Origin of the sequence: Microcoleus sp. Pol14D4 (genome assembly GCF_036701245.1) — a bacterium.
Taxonomy (GTDB): Bacteria; Cyanobacteriota; Cyanobacteriia; order Cyanobacteriales; family Microcoleaceae; genus Microcoleus.
Genome location: NZ_JAUBQM010000074.1, coordinates 1 through 20,978, shown reverse-complemented (window position 1 = coordinate 20,978; position 20,978 = coordinate 1). Strand labels below are relative to the sequence as shown.

Sequence of the window (20,978 nt, the reverse complement as noted above, 5' to 3'; positions counted from 1 at the left end):
GTTGGAGGGATTTGCCGGTGCTTGCAATCAAATCTTGTTCGTTGAGTGCTAAGTTGCTTACTTACCTGATTAACTTGCGGGATACTCTCGTTATAGCGTCAGGGCACATCACTTGGGGATTTCCCGTACCGGGAGAGAAAAGCGGGGCGGGGCGTGTCCCCTTCCCAGGCTGATTCTATTTTCCCAAATTGTTTGCTCAAATTACAGCGCCCGTGGTGGCGCGGTTAGCTGTACTAAATTCAAGATGACCTATGTTCTGTGATGATAGCTTTTACGAAAGCCTCGATCGCCCTTGTGAAATATATTTTGATTAATTATCTGCGATCGGTCAGTGTCCGATCGTCGGCTGCATCAGTCCCCAGGGCCCATTTTGAGCTACTCTAGTTTTGGAGGATTAAATATTACTTTAATTCTTCTTTGTTCTCTGAACCTTTGTGACGTAAGCTTAACGGCTCATGAATGTTGAAAATCCACCAATTAGATATCAGTTTAATATACAAATAATCACCTCTGTTAGACCAGCTAATTTCTCTCATTTGCTTGCCAATAATTCGACATTTAAAGCTAATTATGCTTTATTAAAATAGGAAAAAATAGACCAAATTCGTATCAAGATTAACAACATAGTATCTCAGTGACACAAGCACACAAATCGCTACTTAGTCACTCAATACCAATTCGTTTTTCTCCCGAAATTAAAAACTCAGACAATAGTAATAAATGCCAGCAGCAGCTTGCCACAAAAACAGCGTCACCGATAGTAACCTTAAGTGACTATCGTTTTAAGTAAGCCTTGAAACATCAAGTTGCCGAGGGGACAATATTGTAGTATAGCTAACAGCAAAATATACTTATAAAAATTGTGTAAAGGATCGCGTTAATTAAAAATGAGGAACAAACAAAGGTTTGGTTGCCCCCATTGCGACCATATTATACGTAAATATCTAAACGGGTCTTTGAATATTTTATGAAAAGCTTTGAGCAACGTCTCGATCTCTGGCGAGTTTGCCTCTTTTCAGATTGTGCCATACACAGACAATTCGAGTCCTCTAGATTTACCGGGTTAACTGTATCTGCTAGAATTGATAGGGTTCTGTCGCGCAGCTTTTATGATTGACGAGGAAAAACAGCAAGATCAAGATCCTAACTCAACTGGGGAAGCCACCCCAGAGGGTGCGCCAATGGCAAGCGAAAATCCGGCGGCCCCAGAAAACTCGAACGAATCGGCGGATTGGGAGCTCGAACTTGCTCGAGCTTATCAAAGTGCTCAGGGCGATCGCACCCCAGCAAACGCATCGGGGCCTACCGTCACCAGCAGTTCAACAAACAGTCCGACTGCCGACGCGGCCGAGCCTTGGAAGAATGAACTGGCGCAGGTAACCGAGGAAAAAGAGGCTTTAAAAACTCAGTTGCAAGCCGCATCCGCTCAACTAGAAGAACTGAAAAATCAAAATCTCCGCTTAGCAGCAGATTTTGAAAACTTTCGCAGGCGGACCCAAAAGGAAAAGGAAGAGCTAGATTTACAGACAAGGTGTCTCACGATCAAACCCCTGTTGCCGGTAATCGACAATTTCGAGCGCGCTCGATCGCACATCAAGCCGCAAACCGACGGCGAAATGAACATTCACAAAAGCTACCAAAGCGTTTACAAGCAAATGGTAGATAGCCTCAAGCAAATCGGGGTTTCTCCGATGCGCCCCGAAGGTGAACAGTTTGATCCCAACCTCCACGAAGCTCTGCTGAGCGAGCCAACTGACGAACACGAGGAAGGAACAATTATCCAAGAACTAGAACGCGGCTACATTCTGGGCGATCGCGTCTTGCGGCACGCCAAAGTGAAAGTTGCAGCGGCTGGGCTATCTGTGGTAGCCTCAGATGAAAATCCCGATAGTTCGGAAGGTTAATCGGGATACAAGCTACTGCATTCCTCAAAGTCACTGACCCCCGAATAGAATTCGGGGGCTCCCAGGTGGCAGACTCACCAACTTCTTAATTTAAAGATGACTAAAAGCAGGTCAGCGCTTTCTCCAAAAATTCTGAAAAATGTTTTTACCGGTCTTTGATATTGCTTTAGGACATCAAGTTTATTTCCTAGAAATCGGATCGGGTGATGCTTGTTTGAACAAGCTGAGTCGTTTTTCCTCCCCCAACTTGTAGTTGGAGGTTTCCAAACATCCCACAAAGTTTTATGAGGCGCTATGGGAAAAATTATTGGAATTGACTTAGGCACAACTAACAGTTGCGTAGCTGTGTTAGAGGGCGGTAAACCCGTCGTGATCGCCAATTCCGAGGGCGGCCGGACAACTCCGAGTATAGTAGGATTCGGCAAGGCGGGCGATCGCTTAGTAGGTCAACTAGCCAAGCGGCAAGCTGTAACTAATGCTGTAAATACTGTCTACAGTATCAAACGATTTATCGGACGGCGGTGGGACGACACGGAAGAAGAACGAGCGCGGACTCCCTATACCTGCATAAAAGGCAAAGATGATACCGTTAACGTCCAAATTCGGAACAAGGTTCACACTCCTCAAGAAATCTCGGCAATGGTACTCCAAAAGCTCAAGCAAGATGCTGAAGCTTATTTGGGACAACCTGTTACCCAAGCCGTGATTACAGTGCCAGCCTACTTCACAGACGCCCAACGGCAAGCGACTAAAGACGCCGGTACGATCGCGGGCCTAGAAGTCCTGCGGATCGTCAACGAACCGACGGCTGCAGCCCTTTCCTACGGGCTGGACAAGCAAAATATAGAACAGAAAATCTTAGTCTTTGACCTGGGTGGCGGTACTTTCGACGTTTCGATCCTGCAACTGGGAGACGGAATTTTTGAAGTCAACGCTACCTCCGGTAACAACCATCTCGGAGGAGATGACTTTGACGACTGCATAGTCCAGTGGCTCGTAGAAGCTTTCCGGACTCAAGAAGGCAGTGACCTCTCACAAGACAAAATGGCCTTGCAGCGCCTCCGAGAAGCTGCGGAAAAAGCGAAAATCGAACTCTCCAACCGGGAATCCACCTCAATCAATTTGCCATTCATCTCCTCGGACGAAAAAGGGCCGAAGCATTTGGAAATGGAACTCTCCAAAGCTCAGTTTGAAAAACTGGTGGCTCATTTGGTGCAAGCGACGATCGATCCGGTGACTCAAGCCCTCAAAGACGCAAGTTTGACCCCCAAAGACATAGACAGAATTATTTTAGTCGGAGGCTCAACCCGGATTCCGGCAGTTCAAAAGGCAATTAGCAAGTATTTTGGGGGCGTTTCTCCTGATAAATCCGTCAATCCCGACGAAGCTGTAGCGGTAGGCGCGGCAATTCAAGCCGGGGTGTTGGGTGGTGAAGTCAAAGACTTGCTGCTGCTCGATGTGACGCCGCTCTCCCTGGGACTCGAAACCTTGGGCGGGGTGTTCACCAAAGTAATCGAGCGCAATACAACTATTCCCACCAGCCGATCGCAAATGTACAGCACGGCGGCAGACGGGCAAACCTCGGTAGAAATTCACGTCCTCCAAGGCGAGCGGGCATTGGTTAAAGACAATAAAAGTCTCGGCAAGTTTCTGCTCAAAGGCATTCCCCCAGCTCCTCGCGGCGTACCTCAAATCGAAGTCACCTTTGAAATCGATGCCAACGGGATTCTCAAAGTGGCTGCTGAAGACAAGGGAACCGGAAAAGAACAAAGCATCCAAATTTCCAATACAGGGGGATTGAGCGAAACCGAAGTCGAGCGGATGCGACAAGAAGCCGAACTTTACGCCGACGAGGACATCAAGCGCGCTCTACTCGTCGAACTCAAAAATCAAGCTGACTCCCTCGTCTATAATTGTGGTGTAACTTTAAAAACCAACGCGCAACTGCTGAGCGACGACCTTAAGGCAGAAGCGGAAAAAGCCGCAGCAGCCTTGCGGGCAGCGATGACTAACCCCGACATCACAGTCGAGGAACTCACGCCCGCAATCGAATCTTTCAAGCAACTGCTATACTCGCTGGGGACAGCAGTCTACGACCAAGCCCGCAGCGGGGTAGCCCCGTCAGGAGCTGTTGTTGAAAGCGAGATGAGGTCAGAAGTAGAATCAGAACCAGAAGAGGTTAAAGCCGACGACGACAGCATTTTGCTGACAGAAGAGCTGTTGGTGGCGCCCCAAGCTCCGCCGGAACCAAAGCCGGAACCAAAGCCGGAGCCAAAGCCGGAATCAAAGTCGGAACCAAAGCCGGAACGACAGTCAAAACGACAGCCAAATCCACAGTCAAATCCACAGTCAAAACAAAAACAGAAGGTTCCCGAACCAGAAGTTGATGATATGAATCCTTTCCTTTAAAACTGAAAAGCTAAAAATTAAAAGTTAAAAATTAACAATGAGAATTTTTGATTTTTAATCTGTAATTTCAGGAAAGGTCGCCCGTTTCTTTTTCGTACACTTTTTGTTATTTACCTCCAGGCAAGCAGCTCTATGGCCGGTGATTACTATGAAATATTAGGCGTTTCTCGCAGCGCAGACAAAGAAGAAATTAAGCGTGCTTACCGCCGCCTAGCTCGCAAGTACCATCCAGATGTCAACAAAGAATCCGGTGCTGAGGAGCGGTTTAAAGAAATTAACCGCGCCTACGAGGTACTCTCAGAACCAGAAACCCGCGCCCGTTTCGACCGTTTCGGCGAAGCAGGCGTCAGCGGTGCAGGTGCACCGGGGTTCCAAGACTTTGGTGACAGCTTTGCCGATATTTTTGAAAGCTTCTTTCAAGGCTTTCAGGGAGGTGTCGGCCAACAACAGCAAGGTCGCAGGCGCAGCGGGCCGGTGCGCGGAGACGATTTGCGGCTGGATTTGCGGCTGGATTTCCGCGAAGCAGTGTTTGGTGGGGACAAAGAACTCCGCATCAAGCACCTAGAAACCTGCGAAACTTGCACCGGGACTGGCGCGAAACCGGGAACCCGACCCCAAACCTGCTCGACTTGTACCGGTAGCGGTCAAGTCCGGCGCGCTACCCGCACTCCTTTCGGCAGCTTTACTCAAGTTTCTGTTTGCCCCACTTGCAACGGCACGGGGCAAGTGATTGAGGACAAGTGCGAAACTTGCGGGGGTCGGGGTCAGAAAGAAGTGATGAAAAAGCTGAAAATCACTATTCCGCCTGGGGTTGACAACGGTACTCGCTTGCGCGTTTCCAATGAAGGGGATGCTGGCAAACTGGGCGGACCGCCCGGAGATCTTTACGTGTTCTTGGCGGTGAATGAAGACCCGCTATTTAAGCGCGACGGCACTAACGTTAGCTCGGAAGTTAAAATTAGTTATTTGCAAGCAATTTTAGGGTGCCGGTTGGAAGTGGAAACCGTAGACGGGCCGACGGAATTGTTGATTCCTAGCGGAACTCAGGCAAATACTGTTTTGACTTTGGAGAAGAAAGGGGTGCCTCGGTTGGGAAATCCGGTTAGTCGCGGCGATCATTTGATTACGGTGTCTATTGACATTCCCACTAAGGTGACGGCTGAGGAACGGGAATTGCTGATGCAGCTTGCTAAGCTGAAGGGCGATCGTACCGGTAAAGGCGGCTTGGAAGGATTTCTGGGTAATTTGTTTCAGAAATAAGCAATTTTTGACACCAATTGGTGTCAAATTTTCCTGTTTCAGGATTCCCCGGCAATTGGTTTTAGTATCTGTCAAAAATTTGTGTGCAATTGCTCACAAAAATGGCAGGTGGACCTGTTCTTGGGCATTGCGTTTCAGCAGCGCTCAAAAAAGTGAGCGCTATTGCGCTCACTTTTTTCAGAAAGAATAATAGTCTGTGTCCAATTGGAAAGAAAATTTTAGATTCTCCAGTGTCCAGGCAACTTGTTTAAAAAACTAAGGATTTCAGGATTGGAGATTGCAAAAAGCATTATGAATTCAACATCAAAAATTGAAAGTCCCAAATCCCCAGATGCCAAAATAGATCTGCGGGGTACCCCGTGTCCTCTCAATTTTGTCCGCACTAAACTGCGGTTGGAGCAAATGGCACCGGGAGCAGTTTTGGAGGTATGGCTGGACGCTGGAGAGCCGATCGAACAAGTACCTGATAGTCTTAAAATGGAAGGCTACCAGATTCTGGACACGCAATTTGTCGCGGATGAGCCGGAGTCGGGTTTTTTTTCAATGAAAGTGCAGCGCCCAGAAGACAAGGAAGCAGGATGAGCCTGAATTCGCCCTCCATCGTGGGTACTGTAATTGCTGTTCAGGCTAACTTCTATCAAGTGAGGTTAGATCCGGCAGTCTCGATTGACGGGAAAAATGCTCTCCTCGCTGATTCTCCGACTCTCCTGTGCACTCGTCGCACTCGACTGAAAAAAATAGGCCAACAGGTGATGGTGGGCGATCGCGTGGTGGTAGACGAACCCGACTGGACTGACCGCCGGGGTGCAATTTCTGAAGTATTCCCCCGCCAAACAGAACTCAACCGCCCGCCTGTAGCTAATGCCGATCGCATTCTCCTGGTTTTTGCCCTTGCTGAACCCGACTTAGATCCCGCATCATTAACTCGGTTTTTAGTTAAGGCCGAATCTACAGGTTTAGAAGTGAGTTTGTGCCTGAACAAATGCGATTTGGTCACGCCCCAAGAGTTGGAACAGTGGCGCGATCGGCTTTCAGCCTGGGGCTACGAACCAATGTTTATTAGCGTCCGCAGCGGTGCAGGAGTTCAGGAAGTCCCCGCTAACGATCAAAACGAAGTTTTTGCATCGGAACCGCCTTTCCGTGACTTAGTGGAGAAAATAGAGCCACCTATGCTGAGTTCTGAGGATAACCCCGAAGTCCCAAATTCGGTCAAGCCGTTACATCCGTTAAACCCCGTACATAGCCCGTTGCCGAACTTGCTTCTAGACCACCTGCAAGGAAAAATAACGGTAATTTGTGGCCCTTCTGGGGTTGGCAAGTCCAGCTTGATCAACCAACTGATCCCGGCGCTGAACCTACGAGTGAACGCTGTTTCCGGCAAACTCGGCCGCGGGCGCCATACGACTCGCCACGTCGAACTATTTGAACTCCCCGGCGGCGGACTTTTGGCCGATACTCCGGGCTTTAATCAGCCGGCTCTCGAATGCGATCCCTCAGAGTTAGCGGAATATTTCCCAGAAGCGCGCCAGAGGCTGGCTTTGGATAGCTGCCAGTTTAGCGACTGTTCGCACCGAGACGAGCCTAACTGTGTGGTGCGGGGCGGTTGGGAGCGCTATGAATATTACTTGCAGTTTCTCGAAGAGGCGATCGTCCGCCAACAAGCTCTGCAAAACTCCAGCAGCGCCGAATCGAGTTTGAAGCAGCAAACCAAGTCTGATGGTACGCAGCATTACGAACCGAAGCTGCAAACTAAAAAATATCGCCGCTCTTCCCGCCGCCTTCAACACCAATCGCTGCAAGATATGTGTCAAGATTTAGACGAGTTGTGAGGAAGTCGCCGCCCATCGCGCGCCGGCACTAGAAAACAGTACCAAGACTTACCCGGAAACCGGGTTTGCTCGACGAAAATACTTCGTTGTACCTCGATGCCCATTTCCCAAAATCGGCTTTCTTTAGTCGCGAGTGCGTAAGTCCTGAGTACATTAATAGCTAAAATTAAATGGCCTTAGATTTGTTAAAAAAAGTAGAACAGAAGCAAAAGTTAGCGGGTACTGCAGGAGCAAAAATATTGTGAATATTCAAGAACTGTTTCAAAAAGGCGGCCCCGCCATGTGGCCCCTGTTGCTGTTATCGATTTTATCTTTGAGTACAATTATCGAGCGCTTGTGGTTTTGGGCAAGCCTCCTGAGCAAAGAAAAGCAGATAGTTAACCGCATTCTTGAAGCCGCTCGCAGCGATTGGGGGGCGGCTAACGAGATTGCCAGACAAGCTAACCGACAGCCGATCGGGCGATTTCTTTCTGCACCCCTGCGACTCTACAATCCCGAACCAGATTTATTTCGACTCGCACTCGAAGCTGCAGCCGATGAAGAGTTGGCTTCGATGCGTCGCGGTGACAAAATCTTAGAAGCTACGATCGCTCTAGCCCCTTTGCTGGGCTTGCTGGGAACAGTTCTGGGCTTGATTAACTCGCTCAGTTCCATCCGTCTGGGCGACATCGGCACGTCGGCAACAACTGGCGTAACTTTGGGGATTAGCGAGGCGCTGACTACGACTGCTACTGGGATGGTAGTAGCAATTTTTACCTTGGCGTTTTATCGGATATTTCAAGCTTTTTTGTTCAACCAGGCAAAAATATTTCGCAAAGCTGGAAATGAACTGGAATTGCTTTACAGGCAATACTGGCCTGCAGCTAATGCTAAGGGTCGATCGCCCGGTGCAGAATACAGCAATTCTTCTTTTGGTGCAGATGGTTTGAACAGGCGTTCTCTCAATTCTCAAGAAGCGGGAGAACGTAACCGGGAGCCGAAATTGAAAGGTTCCGATCCGGCTGAAGATTCACCTTCTAATAATTAGAACTAAGGAGAACGGATGAAGATTCACTTAGATACTCCTGCTGAAGAGGCTCGGATTGAACTGGTGCCTTTAATTGACGTGATCTTTTGCATTCTGACGTTTTTTCTCCTGGCGGCTTTGCAACTGACTCGCCAGCAAGCAATTAATGTCGATTTGCCTAAAGCGAAGACGGGACAAACGCAAATGCGAGAGATGCTGATTGTCAGCATTGACGATTTCGGGCAAACTTATATCGACCAATTGCCTGTCAATTACCAACAGCTCGATCGAGTTTTAAAGAGTTTCCAAACCCAAAATCCTACGGGGTTGATGGTGCTGTACGCTCCTCAAAATGCTAGATATGCCAAAGTTGTCGAGGTTTTAGACAAATTGAGAGAGGTAGGGGGCGATCGAGTTGCCCTGGCAACTCTTCCTAGTTCGGCTCCTTCCCCGCTGCCAAATTCCTCGCTTCCCAATTCTGGCATTCCTGCAGCACCTGCGATCGGCAATTCCGGTCAACCCCTGCCGTCTCCTCTGGCTCCGGGGCAGCAACAGTTCAATCCCAATCAGTTTCAATCTCCTCTCCCCGCTCCAGGGCAGCAGCAGTTCAATCCCAATCAGTTTCAATCTCCTCTTCCGGCTCCACAGCAGCCTAGCAACTTTGGGGCAAATCAGGGCATTCCTCCTGTTTCGCCTGCACCCGCTGCTCCCAATTTCCGACCCGGAGCGGCCACTCCACCCCAGGATGGCCGGCCCTCGAATTAGTTAGAAGGAAGAAGGAAGAAGGGAGAACAGAGAAATAGAAATTCTCAGACTCTCCCTATCTTTCGATCCCTCATCTTCCACTCTCCCCATCTTCCTCATTTTTCAATCTCCCGCTCTCCTCATCTTCCAATCTCCCCTCTCCTCATCTCCTCATCTTCCAATCTCTGCCTCTCTTCCTCTCCTCATTTCCCCCTCTCCCCCTCGCGGAGAGAAGCTCGGCCCGATTTGGTATAAAGGGCTTCAATTCTTTTGGTTCGTACTGAGCCTTTTTCCTCTTGACAAGTAGATACAGTTGTATATGCCTGCAGAAGGAACTTTTGCAGACATCTCGCCATCTCTGTCCCTAAGTAAGTTATTTCCTCGGACATATGGTAACTTTGTCAAATGATTGTTACCTTTTGTAATATAGACTAAAGCCAGATGGGCAATCGGGTATCCCGAAACCAACGGTCGATCGCTGAAACAACTTACAAATCTGGTTAATCCAGGTGTTCACTTTTAAGTCACCTTTACTTACAGAGGAGTCAAAGTCATGAGCCAACCAGCAGAATTGTCTTTGGAACAGCAATTTAGCCTGTGTTCCTTCAAAACACAGGTAAGTGACATGAGCCGCGAACAAGCTCAGGAGTTTTTGGTCAAGCTTTACGAGCAAATGATGCTGCGGGAAACCATGTACCGCCATTTTCTGAAACACCACTGGGGTTTAGAACCTAACCCAGGTGTTGAGTAGCAAAGAGTCGCAGTCGGCGACCTCCGTCTCTTACTCTCTTCCCTCAGGCGGAAAGGAGTTGGGGGTGATGGGGCGTCACTCGCAGGCAGAAGGTAGAAGGCCTCTGTACAGATATGAGGAAAATTTGACAGTTTCTTTTTGGATTTCACTCAATGTGGGAGTCGAGCTAAGCAGTTTCTTTCTTGACACCACAGGAGAGCGCAAAGATAATTTATCGCGCCTCGACTCGAAAATTGAATAACTCTCAATAATAAGTGTTAATTTTTTAACCAATTAAAATTTTTAACTTATTCAATATATTTGTCTTTAGTTGCAGCGGATGAGGTTTGACAGCAATGGCGCTAGTCGGACATCTGATCGCGACCCCCGACTAGCAAAACCTTTAATTTTCACATCAAACCCTAGAACTCGCAAGTGTTGACTCTAGAAAGAGTTATTCCGGCTGACGTTCCAGAGTCGCTTCCATCGTACTCGTCAGGTAATGACCCGACATGATGCCACTAGATTGGTAGTATCGGTTATCATCAACGCGGTGAAGGGTATCAAAACCCGTTCGTCGCTGGCGTTCGTCTCCCAATACCCAATAACGCTGGACGATCGACTGGGGAGCAATCCAACCTTCGCCCTCGACGCGGCCGAGTTCGCTGTGTTGGAGTACAAAAGTATACTGCCGTTCATCGCTGTTGAGGTGTCCTCGGTACTGCAAAATAATCTCTTCGCGATCGCCTCCAGGAAACACGAGTTTCGTCACCATACTGAACCAATCTGTTCGGTTCCAGCTCACTAAAGTTTTGCCTTTAACCGTAATTGGCACGCCATTGCGCTCAATCCAACTTCCTTCGAGCGTCCATTGGCCAGATTCCATTAAAAACGTGTGAGCCACAGTGCTGTTCCTATGCTTTTCCTGCTGGCTACAATGCTGGTGCAACAACGCACAGCCGTTGTCCCTCAGACTCTATGCTATCACGCCCAACTGTGCCAACAAGAGTTAATTTCCCCTAAAAGTACCGGTGCCCGGGCACCAGTAACTTGAGGCAGATTACCGGGAATGCCCCGAACCCGCCATACGGCTAAAACCGCAAAAGCGATCGCCTCTTTAAAATCTACATTCAAGCCTGCCTCAGAAGTAGTCAACACTTGCACTGGATGCAATTGAGATTGCAATCGGCGTTTTAAGTAGAGATTGTGGCTGCCACCCCCGCATAGTAAAACTCGATCGGGCATAGCCGGTAAAAAAGTTTGGTAACTGTGAACGATCGAGGCAACAGTCAGTTCTGTCAGAGTAGCCAGCACGTCAGCAGGACTGAGGTTGTAACCTTGGGCCTCGACCAAACACCTGTCAAAATAGTCTACACCAAATAGCTCTCGCCCCGTTGATTTCGGCGGTGCTTGGCGGAAGAACTCTGATGCGAGCCAATCCTCGACTAAAGCTTGACAGGGAGTTCCCGATGCCGCCCAAGCTCCACCTTCGTCGATCGTCTTAGTGCCGCCTGAGAAGTGCTGTACTGCCAAATCTAACAGGGAATTCGCCGGGCCTGTATCCCAGCCGGATATGCCCTCCCCAAGACTGAAAATCTCAGACTCGTCATTGTTTCCCCCTTTTCCTCTTGCCGGAAGATAGGTAACATTGCCAATTCCGCCCAGATTTTGGATGCAGAGGCTGCGGTTGGGTTCTGCCAGCAAGCAGGCATCAACTATTGACACTAACGGTGCTCCTTGGCCCCCTGCTGCAATGTCTGCCGATCGAAAGTTACTCACAGTAGTAATGCCTGTCAATTCTGCAATTAGCGCGCCCCGCCCGAGTTGCAAACTGTAGCCCATTAACCCACCGGCGCTGTCTTTCTGGGCTTTCCCAGCAGGTCGGTGGTAGACGGTTTGACCGTGAGAGCCTATTAATTCGGCATTATCATATTCTGCTTGAATTGTCAATGCCGCCGTGGCAAATTCTTGGGCGATGGCATCATCTAATTCTGCTAGTTCAGCCATTGACAAAGCTGAGCCACTGCAAACCGAGAGAATTTGCGATCGCAAATTAGCAGGATAAGGGAAAGTCTTGCCGGCCACCAATTGCACTTTCAAGTCTGTTTGGGAACCGAGCACATCCACCAAAGCAGCATCAATGCCATCCACCGACGTGCCACTGATCAAACCGATAACGCGGGTCATTCAATTTTAGATTTTAGATTTTAGATTTTTCGATTTTAGATAGTCGGGTGCGATCGGGCGATGAATATTATTTGAGGTCGATCGTCACGATTACCACAGTAATATTATCGCGTCCACCTTTATCCTTAGCTGCTTGAATTAAAGCATTTGCAGCGCCCTCGCAGGCGCGAATCGACTTCAGAGGCGAAGCTATCAAAGGATCGGAAAGTTCTTCAGTCAAGCCATCGCTGCAGAGCAGCAAGCGATCCCCAGGCTGCACGTCCACCGGCAAAATATCTATCTCCCGCAAATCATCGCGGCCCAAACACTGGGACAAAACGTGACGCCAAGGATGAGTGCGAGCCTGATCGGGAGTTAGAGCTTTTCTTTTGACAGCCTGAGCCACCCAAGTCTGGTCTTCAGTAATCTGTTCCAAGCGAGAGCCGTGCAGTCGGTACAAGCGAGAGTCCCCGATATTAGCGCACCAGGGTCTGCCCTCATCCCTAAACATTAGAACCACAGCCGTAGTTCCCATATCAGCACGCTCAGGGTGGTCGAGCTGATCCGTCAAAATTGCTTGATTGGCAATTAAAAAAGCCTTTTCCAACAACAGCGGAGAATCCTCAGGCCCTTCCCAATGTTCTAGCAAATAAGATTGAATCGCCTCAGTCGCAATCCGGCTGGCTTCTTGACCTCCGGCGTGTCCTCCCATTCCATCGGCCACTATGAAAAATCGCCCGTCAGAGTCTATGTAGTACGAATCCTGATTTACGGAACGAACTAGCCCTGTGTCTGTCTTACCTGCGAAAGAGCGTTTCATAGATTGGGTGATTGGACTCATCGAACTTGAAAGCTTGATTTAATGGGGTGCGATGTTTTCTTCCAAAACTTAAATCCCGAACGGCAGTTGAAATTTCTGCGCCCCACGATCGCGAGTTTTGGAAAAATTGCACTTCCTTGACCTCATATTGTAGATCGTATGATGGTAATCCCATCTTAAAATTTCGGTAAATCCAGTAAATCAAGCAGCACCTGCAAAAAAAACTGGATTTCTACCCAAAATTAGAGGTTTTGCTGGCGAGAAATCTAGGCAGAAACTGGGTTTTTAGCCTCAAAGCGCATAAGTGTTGTAAATTTCAGCAATCTGTGGTCAGCCAGCCAAAACTGAACATTCGATGTCAAATTTTTGCTGGCGAGAAATCTCAAATCTGAAATTTCAAATCGCGAATTGCACAATTATGACATCCTGTCTAAACGATCGATCCGCTTGAACAAACGCAGCATAGCAAACCCTGCACCCGCCGCCAGCAGGGCAACAGCCACAGCCGGCCAGACTTGATTGCTGACAAACAAAATTGTCGCCGACAAAGTAAAAGCACTCATCAGCAAAGCATAATTCGTGCCCATTTGAGCGCTGCTCATGCGGCGGAGCAAGCGCTCTGTTTCGGCAGAACGGACGCGAATCCGCAAATCTCCCTGTTCGAGTTTATCGATAGTCTCCTCAATCCGGCGGGGCAAACCCAAAGCACTCGAACTCACCTGAGCCGCCTGACGGCCGATTTCGTTAAAAATGCTGCTACTGGTATCATGGCCATTTCCATTAGTCATAAGCTGCATGGCAAAAGGTTGTGCCACCTCCATAAAGTTGAACTCGGGATCTAAACCTCTGCCCACCCCTTCGATGGTGGAAAAAGCTCGCATTACAAAAGTAAAAGTAGCTGGGAAGCGAAAAGGTTGGTTGTAGGCAATATCGTAAAGGTCGTCCGTAATCGCGCTCACCGATTGATTTTCAAAAGGCTTGTCCATGAAGTTATCCAGCATATACTGGATCGATCGGCGCACCGGACTCATATCACCCGTAGGCACTAAAGCTCCCAAATTGATCAGAGAATCCATAATCCGCTGTCCATCCTTGGAAGCAATGCCGTAGAGCGTCTCCATCAGTCCTTCGCGGACATTCGACTGGATTTGACCCATCATGCCAAAATCGTAGAAAATCAGACAACCGTCCGCACTAACAGCGATGTTCCCGGGGTGTGGGTCAGCGTGGAAAAAGCCGTCGTTGAGCAACTGCCGCAAATAAGCTTTTGCGCCCAACTGAGCGATTAATTTACGATCGATACCGGCCGCTTCCAAAGCTTCGTAGTGGCTGATTTTAATCCCCGGCAGGTATTCCAAAGTCAGCACTCGCGGAGCCGCGTACCGCCAATAAACCCTCGGCACCCGCACCCAGTCACAGTTGCTAAAATTGCGGCGAAAAGTATCAGCATTGCGGCCTTCATGGAGATAGTCAATTTCCAGCCACAGAATGCGACAGCATTCCTCATAAATCCCCATCCAATCTCGCCCGCGGCCCCACTTAGGATGGTTTTGAAAGTAGCGGGCAATTCCTTTAAGAATTTGCAAATCGATCTCGAACAGCTTCCGCAGTCCAGGTCGCTGCACCTTGACCACCACTTCCGGGCCCGAATGCAGTTGAGCTTTGTGTACCTGACCCAGACTGGCAGCAGCCAGGGGCACTGGGTCAAAGCTGCGGTAGAGTTCTTGAACTGTCTTGCCCAAATCTTGCTCGACAATTACCTCCAACTGTTCGTAGCTGAAAGCAGGCACTTTATCTTGCAGCTTAGAAAGTTCCTCGACAAACTCTGCAGGGAACAAATCGGCGCGGGTGGAAAATAACTGCCCCACTTTAATGAAAGTGGGCCCCAAATCCAAGAGTGTTTCTCGAACCCAGATAGCTTGAAAGCGCCGTCTGGCAACTTTCTTTTCTTCAGTCACGCCTCCCCAGTAGCTCCAATTTTTGCTGTCGAGCCACAGCGAAGCCAGCCAGAGCAAAACAAAGGCCCAAATGTCGAAGAAGCGCCGCTTCCGGGAGTATTTTTCGCGATTCCAGCGATAAGCTTTACTTTTGTAGGATTTACTAGCAGTTTTTTGCTCATCGGCTTCGCCAGTGTGCTTGGGGGAGCGCTGGCGATTAACAGAGTCATCAAGGAGAGCAGACACTTGGGTTCCCAAATTGCTTATTTTATGTTGTTGCTTTGATTGAAAGTAGGAGCGCAGGAGCGCAAAGCAATGCGCTCACGTAGTCATAAATAATAGTTGTGGTCGGAGAATCTATTGCTACGGCAAACTGCTGCGGTAGCGCTGCAATTCCGATCGCACCAGAGCCACTTCGGCGCGAAGCTCGTCAATAGTCGCTTGCAAATCTGCAGGATGGATGTCTTGAATGGTCGTGGTGCTTGCAGTGCCAGTCCTGGTCTGCATCGCCTCATCCGAAGCTCGATTTGCCCGTTCCACAACTCGATCGGTGAATTGCCGCAGGCGTTCTCTTTGTTCTGCGTCAAATCTGCCGAGTTCAGAGAAAGCGTTGGTTGCTGCGCTTTCTAATTGCTCGTACAGTGCTTCGGCAAGTGCTCTGCCTACAAAAAAAGCATGAACTGGGGGTTTACTCATAAAAAATCTCTGTGCGCTTCCGCAACAAATTATAACTTGCTTGTCCCCGATGATGCTTGCTCCCAAAGGAAGGAATTTTGGGGGAATTGACACTCCCACCCCGAGTGTCGGCGATGGGATTGTTGAGAGTTAGAACAGTCTAACGCGCCACGGCTTACCATAAAAGCCTTGCTTACACTGGCTCAAATTCGAGGTTGGGGTTGCTTTGTACCAAAATGTTTGCAGCTTGGCAGTATTAATACGCGACATCACACCACCTCAGCGCCGCGCACATATTTTAACATAATTTAAATCAAAATAGAACACCGTCCTGCATTTTTTTTATGGCATTTGGATGGCAGAGGAAATAGGAAATATTCGATAAACTCAGACGGTGACTGTGGGGATTTTTAGATTCGACGGAAGTTTTTGGAAGATAGTGGTTCGCTAGGTAGGGGCTTATTATATCAACTCCTTAGCAGATATTTGCTGACTCATAAAACCAAGTATTTGTCCGCACTTTGAACCAACAAAATCCCTACTAATTTGTCGCAGGTTCGGGAAAAGGTATCGTGGGATCTGCCACAGGGGGTGGTGAATCAGGTGCGATCGAACTATCTGAATTGTTGCCACTGCCGCTCGGTATCGCAGGCTGAGGCGATCGCTCGATCGGCGAGGCTATTACTGGCGGCGCGGATTCCGAGGGTGGCAAGGTTTCAGCGCTAGCACTCCCAGGGGCAGGCGGGGCGGGCGCGGCGGGCGGTTCTGCAGGCAGGGGCGCAACTTCTGGTACTGGTGCGGCTTCTGGTTGGGGATCTGGCTCGATTTCGGTTTGAGGCTCTGGAATGGGGGACTCAGAAGGCTCCTCTGCGGGTTCGGGCGTCGGCGATGGCTCAGGTTCCGCTTCGGGTTCTGGGGCGGGAGTTTCCTGGCTTGGAGATTCAGAAGGTTTGGCGCTAGTTTCTGAGGGATCGTCGATCGGTTCGGGAATGTTGGTGCTGTCTAAGGGGGGTTTGGGGCGCTTGTTGAGTTCGATCGGGTAGAGAGGGCTGCTTTCGACAGACGGCTGCCCGAACATCGGCCCTGACAAATCGCGGGATTTGAGCAAATCTTCCAGAGATGGGAAGGATTCAATTTTGGGACGATTGCTGAGACTGGTGCTGTTGTAGTGCCATGCTAGGTCAAAACCCATCCAGCCTGCAATTGCAGCCGTTACGACAAACGCCAGAAAAGTCAACTGCGGCGGGGGAGGTGCGGGCAATCTGAGACTTTGCTTGCCTTTTCTTTTTACTGATACTCGCTCTGTTTCTTGCAGCATGGTGAGCCAATTTTCGACTGTCTGAGGGCGGTTGTGGGGGTCGATTTCGAGTCCCTGAAGGATGGCTCGCTCGATTCCTGGGCTGAGGTTGGGCTGAAATTGCCGTAACTCTGTCAAGGGAATGCGATCGCGCAGGGGTGCTGCTACGGGCGCCACGCCGGAGAGTAAGTAGTATAGGGTGGCGGAGAGCGCGTAGATGTCAGTGGCCGGTGTACATTTACCGTCATAGAGGTATTGTTCGATCGGCGCGTACCCGGGGGAGAGCAAGTTAGTGTGGGTTCGTTTGGTGCCGGCGGTAAAGCCGCGGGCAATTCCGAAATCTATTAACATTACTACGTGAGAATCGGCTCGCCGGATAATATTTTCTGGATTGATATCTCCGTGCAGCAATCCGCTGTGGTGCACTGTACTTACGGCTGAGGCTATTTGCCGAATATAGTGCAGGGCCTGGGCTTCTGGCAGCGGCCGATCGGTTTCGACTATTTGGGCGAGAGTTTGGCCCGGAATGTAGTCCATTGCAATAAAAGACTGTCCGGCTTCTTCAAAAAAGTCGATTACCCTAACTATGTTGGAATGCTGACACCGCGACAGGCGTTGGGCTTCGGCAATAAACTGCTGCTGAAATTGGGCAGATTCTGGGTGTTGGCGCAGACTTTCGTTGAGGGTTTTGAGTACGACGGTTTGATTTAAATGGGTGTGGATAGCTCGGTAAGTGATGCCGAACCCTCCTATCCCTAAAGTCGCGTTAATTTTGTATTTGCCCTGTTGCAGGACTGTTGCTGGCGCTAAGTTCATCTTTAGTTGATGCCGTTTCCCAAACTATGCTACCGCCTTTGGGTTATTTCGCAGAGTTGGGGGTGAGGTTCGATCGATCGATGCCCTAGTTTGAGCTTTAGCTCTGCTATATCTTTAATCTTGGCATCCCTACGTGATTTTATCTGTAGTAGGTATTGTGAAACTTAACGCTCCGGCTTTCCAATAATAAAAATCCCGCTCTTGTGGAACGGGAAAGCCATCAGGGTGCATCTATAATATCTGACTCTAACTTATGGGGGGTACAACCCCTCATTGTTTTAGCAAGTCTTTAAAATCAGCCATTTTTTGTAAAGATTTAGGTTTAATGTTGACTTACGATTAATTTTATGATTCATAAAATAGCCGCATCGCGATCTTGAGCTTGGGAAATTGAGAGGCTCAGGTATGAAGACACACTCGATTTTTAAAGAGACCAGAATCTGACCTTCAAAGGCATTGTCGCGGATGCTTTTACCCGTGCCAGCGAGCGTGTTTCACCAGCATCTCTTTTTCAAACTTACCAGAACACACCCGCACAAAGGCGATGGGATCGCGGCGTTTCGGGTCCGTGTTTGCCTCAAGCTCGAACACACACCCGGTGAATGCTGGGTAGGTGGGCAATATTTCACCTAGGCTGGTGAGCTTCTGGCTTGGCCGCGCAGTCCATCAAGGATTGCAACAAAAGTTCCACCGCTAGGTTATGCAAGGTTAACACTGCGGCCATCATCAAAGGTAAACCGAGTATCGGGGACCTTAATCCCAACTGGGCATAGCCTAGTTGGTTATAGACTAGGGGAGAGAGCAATTCTTGCTATCTAGCTGCGATCGCTTAATTTGAGGCGACCTGGTACATTCCGATGGCGAATACGATCTGGATTTATAGTACGTCGTTTTCCCCTGTTACTCCCAGAGTCACACCTTACAGACCAGATTACCTTTTTGGCTCAGATGAAGTTCCGGCCATCGGCATAAAATGACAAATAGGCATCGTCTCGGGCTTAATCTTGAGACGCCAAATGGCTCAAACCTTGTAAATAAAAAACCTGTAAGCATTCTCCAGACATTGGTAGCCCATAGCCTTCAATGCTTCAATCGCTGTTCGCGTTACACACCAAGGCCTGGAGGCAAGCTTAAGTTCCCCCTTTCGGTGAACTTGAGCTTAAGTTGTCACAAATGAGGTCTTATTGGTAACGAGAAGCGATCGATTAGCAATTAGCAGCAATTAATAATTACTTATTCTTTGGTTTGAAAATGTCTGTTAAACAATCACATTACGAGACTTTACTAGCAGAGTACAGCGAATCTTCTGCCGCGATTACCCTACTGAAAAAATATCGGGTTTACATGGAAATGATTCCGAGTATCCGCCGCGCCCATGAGAGTTTAATCACAATTCCTTTGCCAATTGCCCGCTTGCGAGACGGGGTTTCGTATGCGGGAAGCAGCGGCACTAGCATATCGCCCGGACAGGCAGTTTGTTTGCCCTGCGATTTGGCAATTTTGATGTGCGATCCTGAATGGAAAGTTAAAATTGGCGTGGAAATTTTGATTTTCATTCATCGTCCGGGCGAAGAGTTTTCTGAGTTGCTCGGCCGCTGGCGGCAGTCTCAGGTTTGGCTGGACAAAGGTTACGAATGGGTGATGCCACACCGCTACAGACATATTTACAGCGATGAAGCTGAGGCTGTTCATCCGCTATTTGTTTTGTTTGACGAAACATCGGAACTGATTCAACGGGGTTTGATGGCGGCTGGTTTACCGTTTGTGGTCGAAAGTTTCGAGTCTGGCAGTGAGGAAGTAGAGGAGGAAGAGTTTCTGGGTAGCGGGGAACTCGGAAGTATTGGTGAAGAGAGTGTTGATTTTTAGGGTGGGTGCGATCGCACATAGCCTAACCGTAGGGTTTGCACGCGCCTAAGTGGGCGATCGCCGCAAACGAAGGCATCGTGGTGAGGCAGAACACCAGCATGGGTTTTTCTATGCTCGCACCTTAAGCTAATCAACAATAGTTGGATGAAGGTTTCACTGCACTTTATTGCTGACGTACATCCCGATTTACCCAACTAAGAAGGAGCGTAAGGTGTAATCTTCCTGACGGGGTGACAGCCCCGTCAAAAGCCTTACGTATGGCGGTTTGAGACGTTTTGTGGTCAAAAAAAATGGGCGACCGTTCTCAACAACCCCCATAATAGTTAAAATGCTTCCTTTATTTTACCAAAATTGCTTGTCAAGTCAACTCAAAAAAACTGAATACTTAACTTTTGTAATCGTTGTCTGCCTTTTACAAATACACAAACAGGTCAGTATTGAGCGGCTAGCTACTGTTTGGTCATATCCTGTACTTTTTGAGAGTCGGAGGCGCAATCTTCAAAGATTTTTTAAGTTGCCAGTCCTGCGAATTGAAACCCTATGGTTTCCCTTGGTAAAATACATCTTGAACACAGCTTTTAAAAATCAGTCAGTGTTAATGCTAGCTATCGATCGCACTCAATGGCGCCACAATAATTTATTTTTTATGAGTCTGATTTGGTCGCAAAGGGCTATTCCTTTATAGTGGGAAATACTCCCCAAAAGAGGCAGCACGAATCTTCAAGAACAACAAAATTTAATTACACCTGTTTTGGACTTGCTACAAGATTATCAAATAATTATTCTAGAAGATAGAGAATTTGGTTCGGTCAAGCTGGCGCAATGGCTCTGTGACTCCCACGTCAAGTTTGTATTAAGAGTTAAACAAGAACGATACATACAATCTGAAAAATCCGAATATCAACGTCTAAGCGAGTTAGGACTAATACCAGGAACCGGTTTTTATAGAAGCGGGGTTAAAGTTACTAAACAGAAAGGTTTTGGCTTCTTTGATGTAGCAGGTTATTGGAAAAGAAAGTACAGAAATAACGGGACTTCCGAAGGGTGGTATTTGTTGACTAATGTAGGTAGTTTAAAATTGGCGACCGCCAGTTTTAAGTGTCGGAGTGGAATAGAGGCTATGTTTAAGGATTGTAAGACGGGAGGTTATAACGAAAGAAAATAGTCATGCCTGTTATGACCGCTTAAAATCCTTAGTCTTGTTAATAGCAATTGCCGACAGTTGTGCAATCATTAAAGGTTGTACAATCAAAGAGATGGGAATTCAAAAATATGTGGGTCGGGTGCAGGAATTAGGGCGCTCGGTACGTCGTCATAGCAACTTTTGGATAGGTTTATATGGTGAATGTTGGGTGACAGTAAGTGAAGTTTGCCAAGATTTAGTAACTGAATTAATGAGGATTATAAGTAATAAGCGACCATTTTTTCAGAAGGGTATAAGGCAGAAGTGTTGAATGATAAGAAAAGATTGCTAAAATTGGCCCAACAATGTATAATTGCAGAGTTATAAATTATTAAT

The 20,978-nt window shown here is 48.4% G+C and carries 17 protein-coding genes; 10 read left to right on the top strand and 7 right to left on the bottom strand.

What is annotated here, in order from left to right:
• Nucleotides 1-1,109 precede the first annotated feature (1,109 nt).
• The 8 genes from grpE (at nt 1,110) to QUA33_RS21830 (ending at nt 9,903) form a co-directional block, all read left to right on the top strand.
• Nucleotides 1,110-1,904, top strand: a complete 795-nt coding sequence (grpE, locus tag QUA33_RS21865) for a nucleotide exchange factor GrpE (protein ID WP_333151110.1) — start codon at nt 1,110-1,112, stop codon at nt 1,902-1,904.
• Between the two features lie 294 nt (nt 1,905-2,198).
• Nucleotides 2,199-4,313 carry a molecular chaperone DnaK gene (dnaK, locus tag QUA33_RS21860; RefSeq protein ID WP_333151108.1) on the top strand — a complete coding sequence of 705 codons (2,115 nt, stop codon included), beginning with the start codon at nt 2,199-2,201 and terminating at the stop codon, nt 4,311-4,313.
• A gap of 132 nt (nt 4,314-4,445) precedes the next feature.
• Nucleotides 4,446-5,573, top strand: coding sequence for a molecular chaperone DnaJ (gene dnaJ, locus QUA33_RS21855; protein WP_333151106.1), 1,128 nt, complete (start codon nt 4,446-4,448; stop codon nt 5,571-5,573).
• A gap of 291 nt (nt 5,574-5,864) precedes the next feature.
• Nucleotides 5,865-6,155: a sulfurtransferase TusA family protein gene (locus QUA33_RS21850; RefSeq protein WP_333100181.1), complete on the top strand. Its 291-nt coding sequence runs from the start codon at nt 5,865-5,867 to the stop codon at nt 6,153-6,155.
• Nucleotides 6,152-7,402, top strand: coding sequence for a ribosome small subunit-dependent GTPase A (rsgA, locus tag QUA33_RS21845; RefSeq protein ID WP_333151104.1), 1,251 nt, complete (start codon nt 6,152-6,154; stop codon nt 7,400-7,402). The genes QUA33_RS21850 and rsgA overlap by 4 nt, the downstream gene beginning before the upstream one ends.
• Before the next feature lie 241 nt (nt 7,403-7,643).
• Complete coding sequence (locus QUA33_RS21840) at nt 7,644-8,429, top strand: MotA/TolQ/ExbB proton channel family protein (RefSeq protein ID WP_333151102.1); 786 nt, start codon at nt 7,644-7,646, stop codon at nt 8,427-8,429.
• 15 nt (nt 8,430-8,444) lie between these two features.
• Nucleotides 8,445-9,173, top strand: a complete 729-nt coding sequence (locus QUA33_RS21835) for a biopolymer transporter ExbD (RefSeq protein WP_333100178.1) — start codon at nt 8,445-8,447, stop codon at nt 9,171-9,173.
• A gap of 532 nt (nt 9,174-9,705) precedes the next feature.
• Complete coding sequence (locus tag QUA33_RS21830; RefSeq protein WP_006635253.1) at nt 9,706-9,903, top strand: NblA/ycf18 family protein; 198 nt, start codon at nt 9,706-9,708, stop codon at nt 9,901-9,903.
• A 433-nt stretch (nt 9,904-10,336) separates the two neighbouring features.
• Here QUA33_RS21830 and QUA33_RS21825 read toward each other — a convergent pair whose 3' ends face one another.
• The 7 genes from QUA33_RS21825 to QUA33_RS28320 form a co-directional block, all read right to left on the bottom strand.
• Nucleotides 10,337-10,786 (bottom strand): hypothetical protein, encoded by a 450-nt coding sequence (locus tag QUA33_RS21825; RefSeq protein WP_015176194.1) that lies wholly within the window; start codon nt 10,784-10,786, stop codon nt 10,337-10,339.
• A gap of 80 nt (nt 10,787-10,866) precedes the next feature.
• Entirely contained in the window at nt 10,867-12,069 is a 1,203-nt protein-coding gene (locus tag QUA33_RS21820) for an anhydro-N-acetylmuramic acid kinase (RefSeq protein ID WP_333151100.1), read from the bottom strand.
• A gap of 67 nt (nt 12,070-12,136) precedes the next feature.
• Nucleotides 12,137-12,868, bottom strand: coding sequence for a PP2C family protein-serine/threonine phosphatase (locus QUA33_RS21815; protein ID WP_190274384.1), 732 nt, complete (start codon nt 12,866-12,868; stop codon nt 12,137-12,139).
• Between the two features lie 416 nt (nt 12,869-13,284).
• Nucleotides 13,285-15,051 (bottom strand): AarF/ABC1/UbiB kinase family protein, encoded by a 1,767-nt coding sequence (locus tag QUA33_RS21810; RefSeq protein ID WP_333151098.1) that lies wholly within the window; start codon nt 15,049-15,051, stop codon nt 13,285-13,287.
• Nucleotides 15,052-15,168: 117 nt separating this feature from the next.
• A complete protein-coding gene (locus QUA33_RS21805) occupies nt 15,169-15,501 on the bottom strand; it encodes a DUF6825 family protein (protein ID WP_333076461.1) in 333 nt (110 codons plus the stop codon).
• 520 nt (nt 15,502-16,021) lie between these two features.
• A complete protein-coding gene (locus QUA33_RS21800; RefSeq protein ID WP_333151096.1) occupies nt 16,022-17,593 on the bottom strand; it encodes a serine/threonine-protein kinase in 1,572 nt (523 codons plus the stop codon).
• Between the two features lie 471 nt (nt 17,594-18,064).
• Nucleotides 18,065-18,184 (bottom strand): hypothetical protein, encoded by a 120-nt coding sequence (locus QUA33_RS28320; RefSeq protein WP_445243275.1) that lies wholly within the window; start codon nt 18,182-18,184, stop codon nt 18,065-18,067.
• Nucleotides 18,185-18,844: 660 nt separating this feature from the next.
• On the opposite strand from QUA33_RS28320, the gene QUA33_RS21795 reads away from it, so the two are divergent.
• Nucleotides 18,845-19,459: a hypothetical protein gene (locus QUA33_RS21795; RefSeq protein ID WP_333101237.1), complete on the top strand. Its 615-nt coding sequence runs from the start codon at nt 18,845-18,847 to the stop codon at nt 19,457-19,459.
• Nucleotides 19,460-20,210: 751 nt separating this feature from the next.
• A complete protein-coding gene (locus QUA33_RS21790; RefSeq protein ID WP_333151094.1) occupies nt 20,211-20,624 on the top strand; it encodes a transposase in 414 nt (137 codons plus the stop codon).
• The last annotated feature ends 354 nt before the right edge of the window (nt 20,625-20,978 follow it).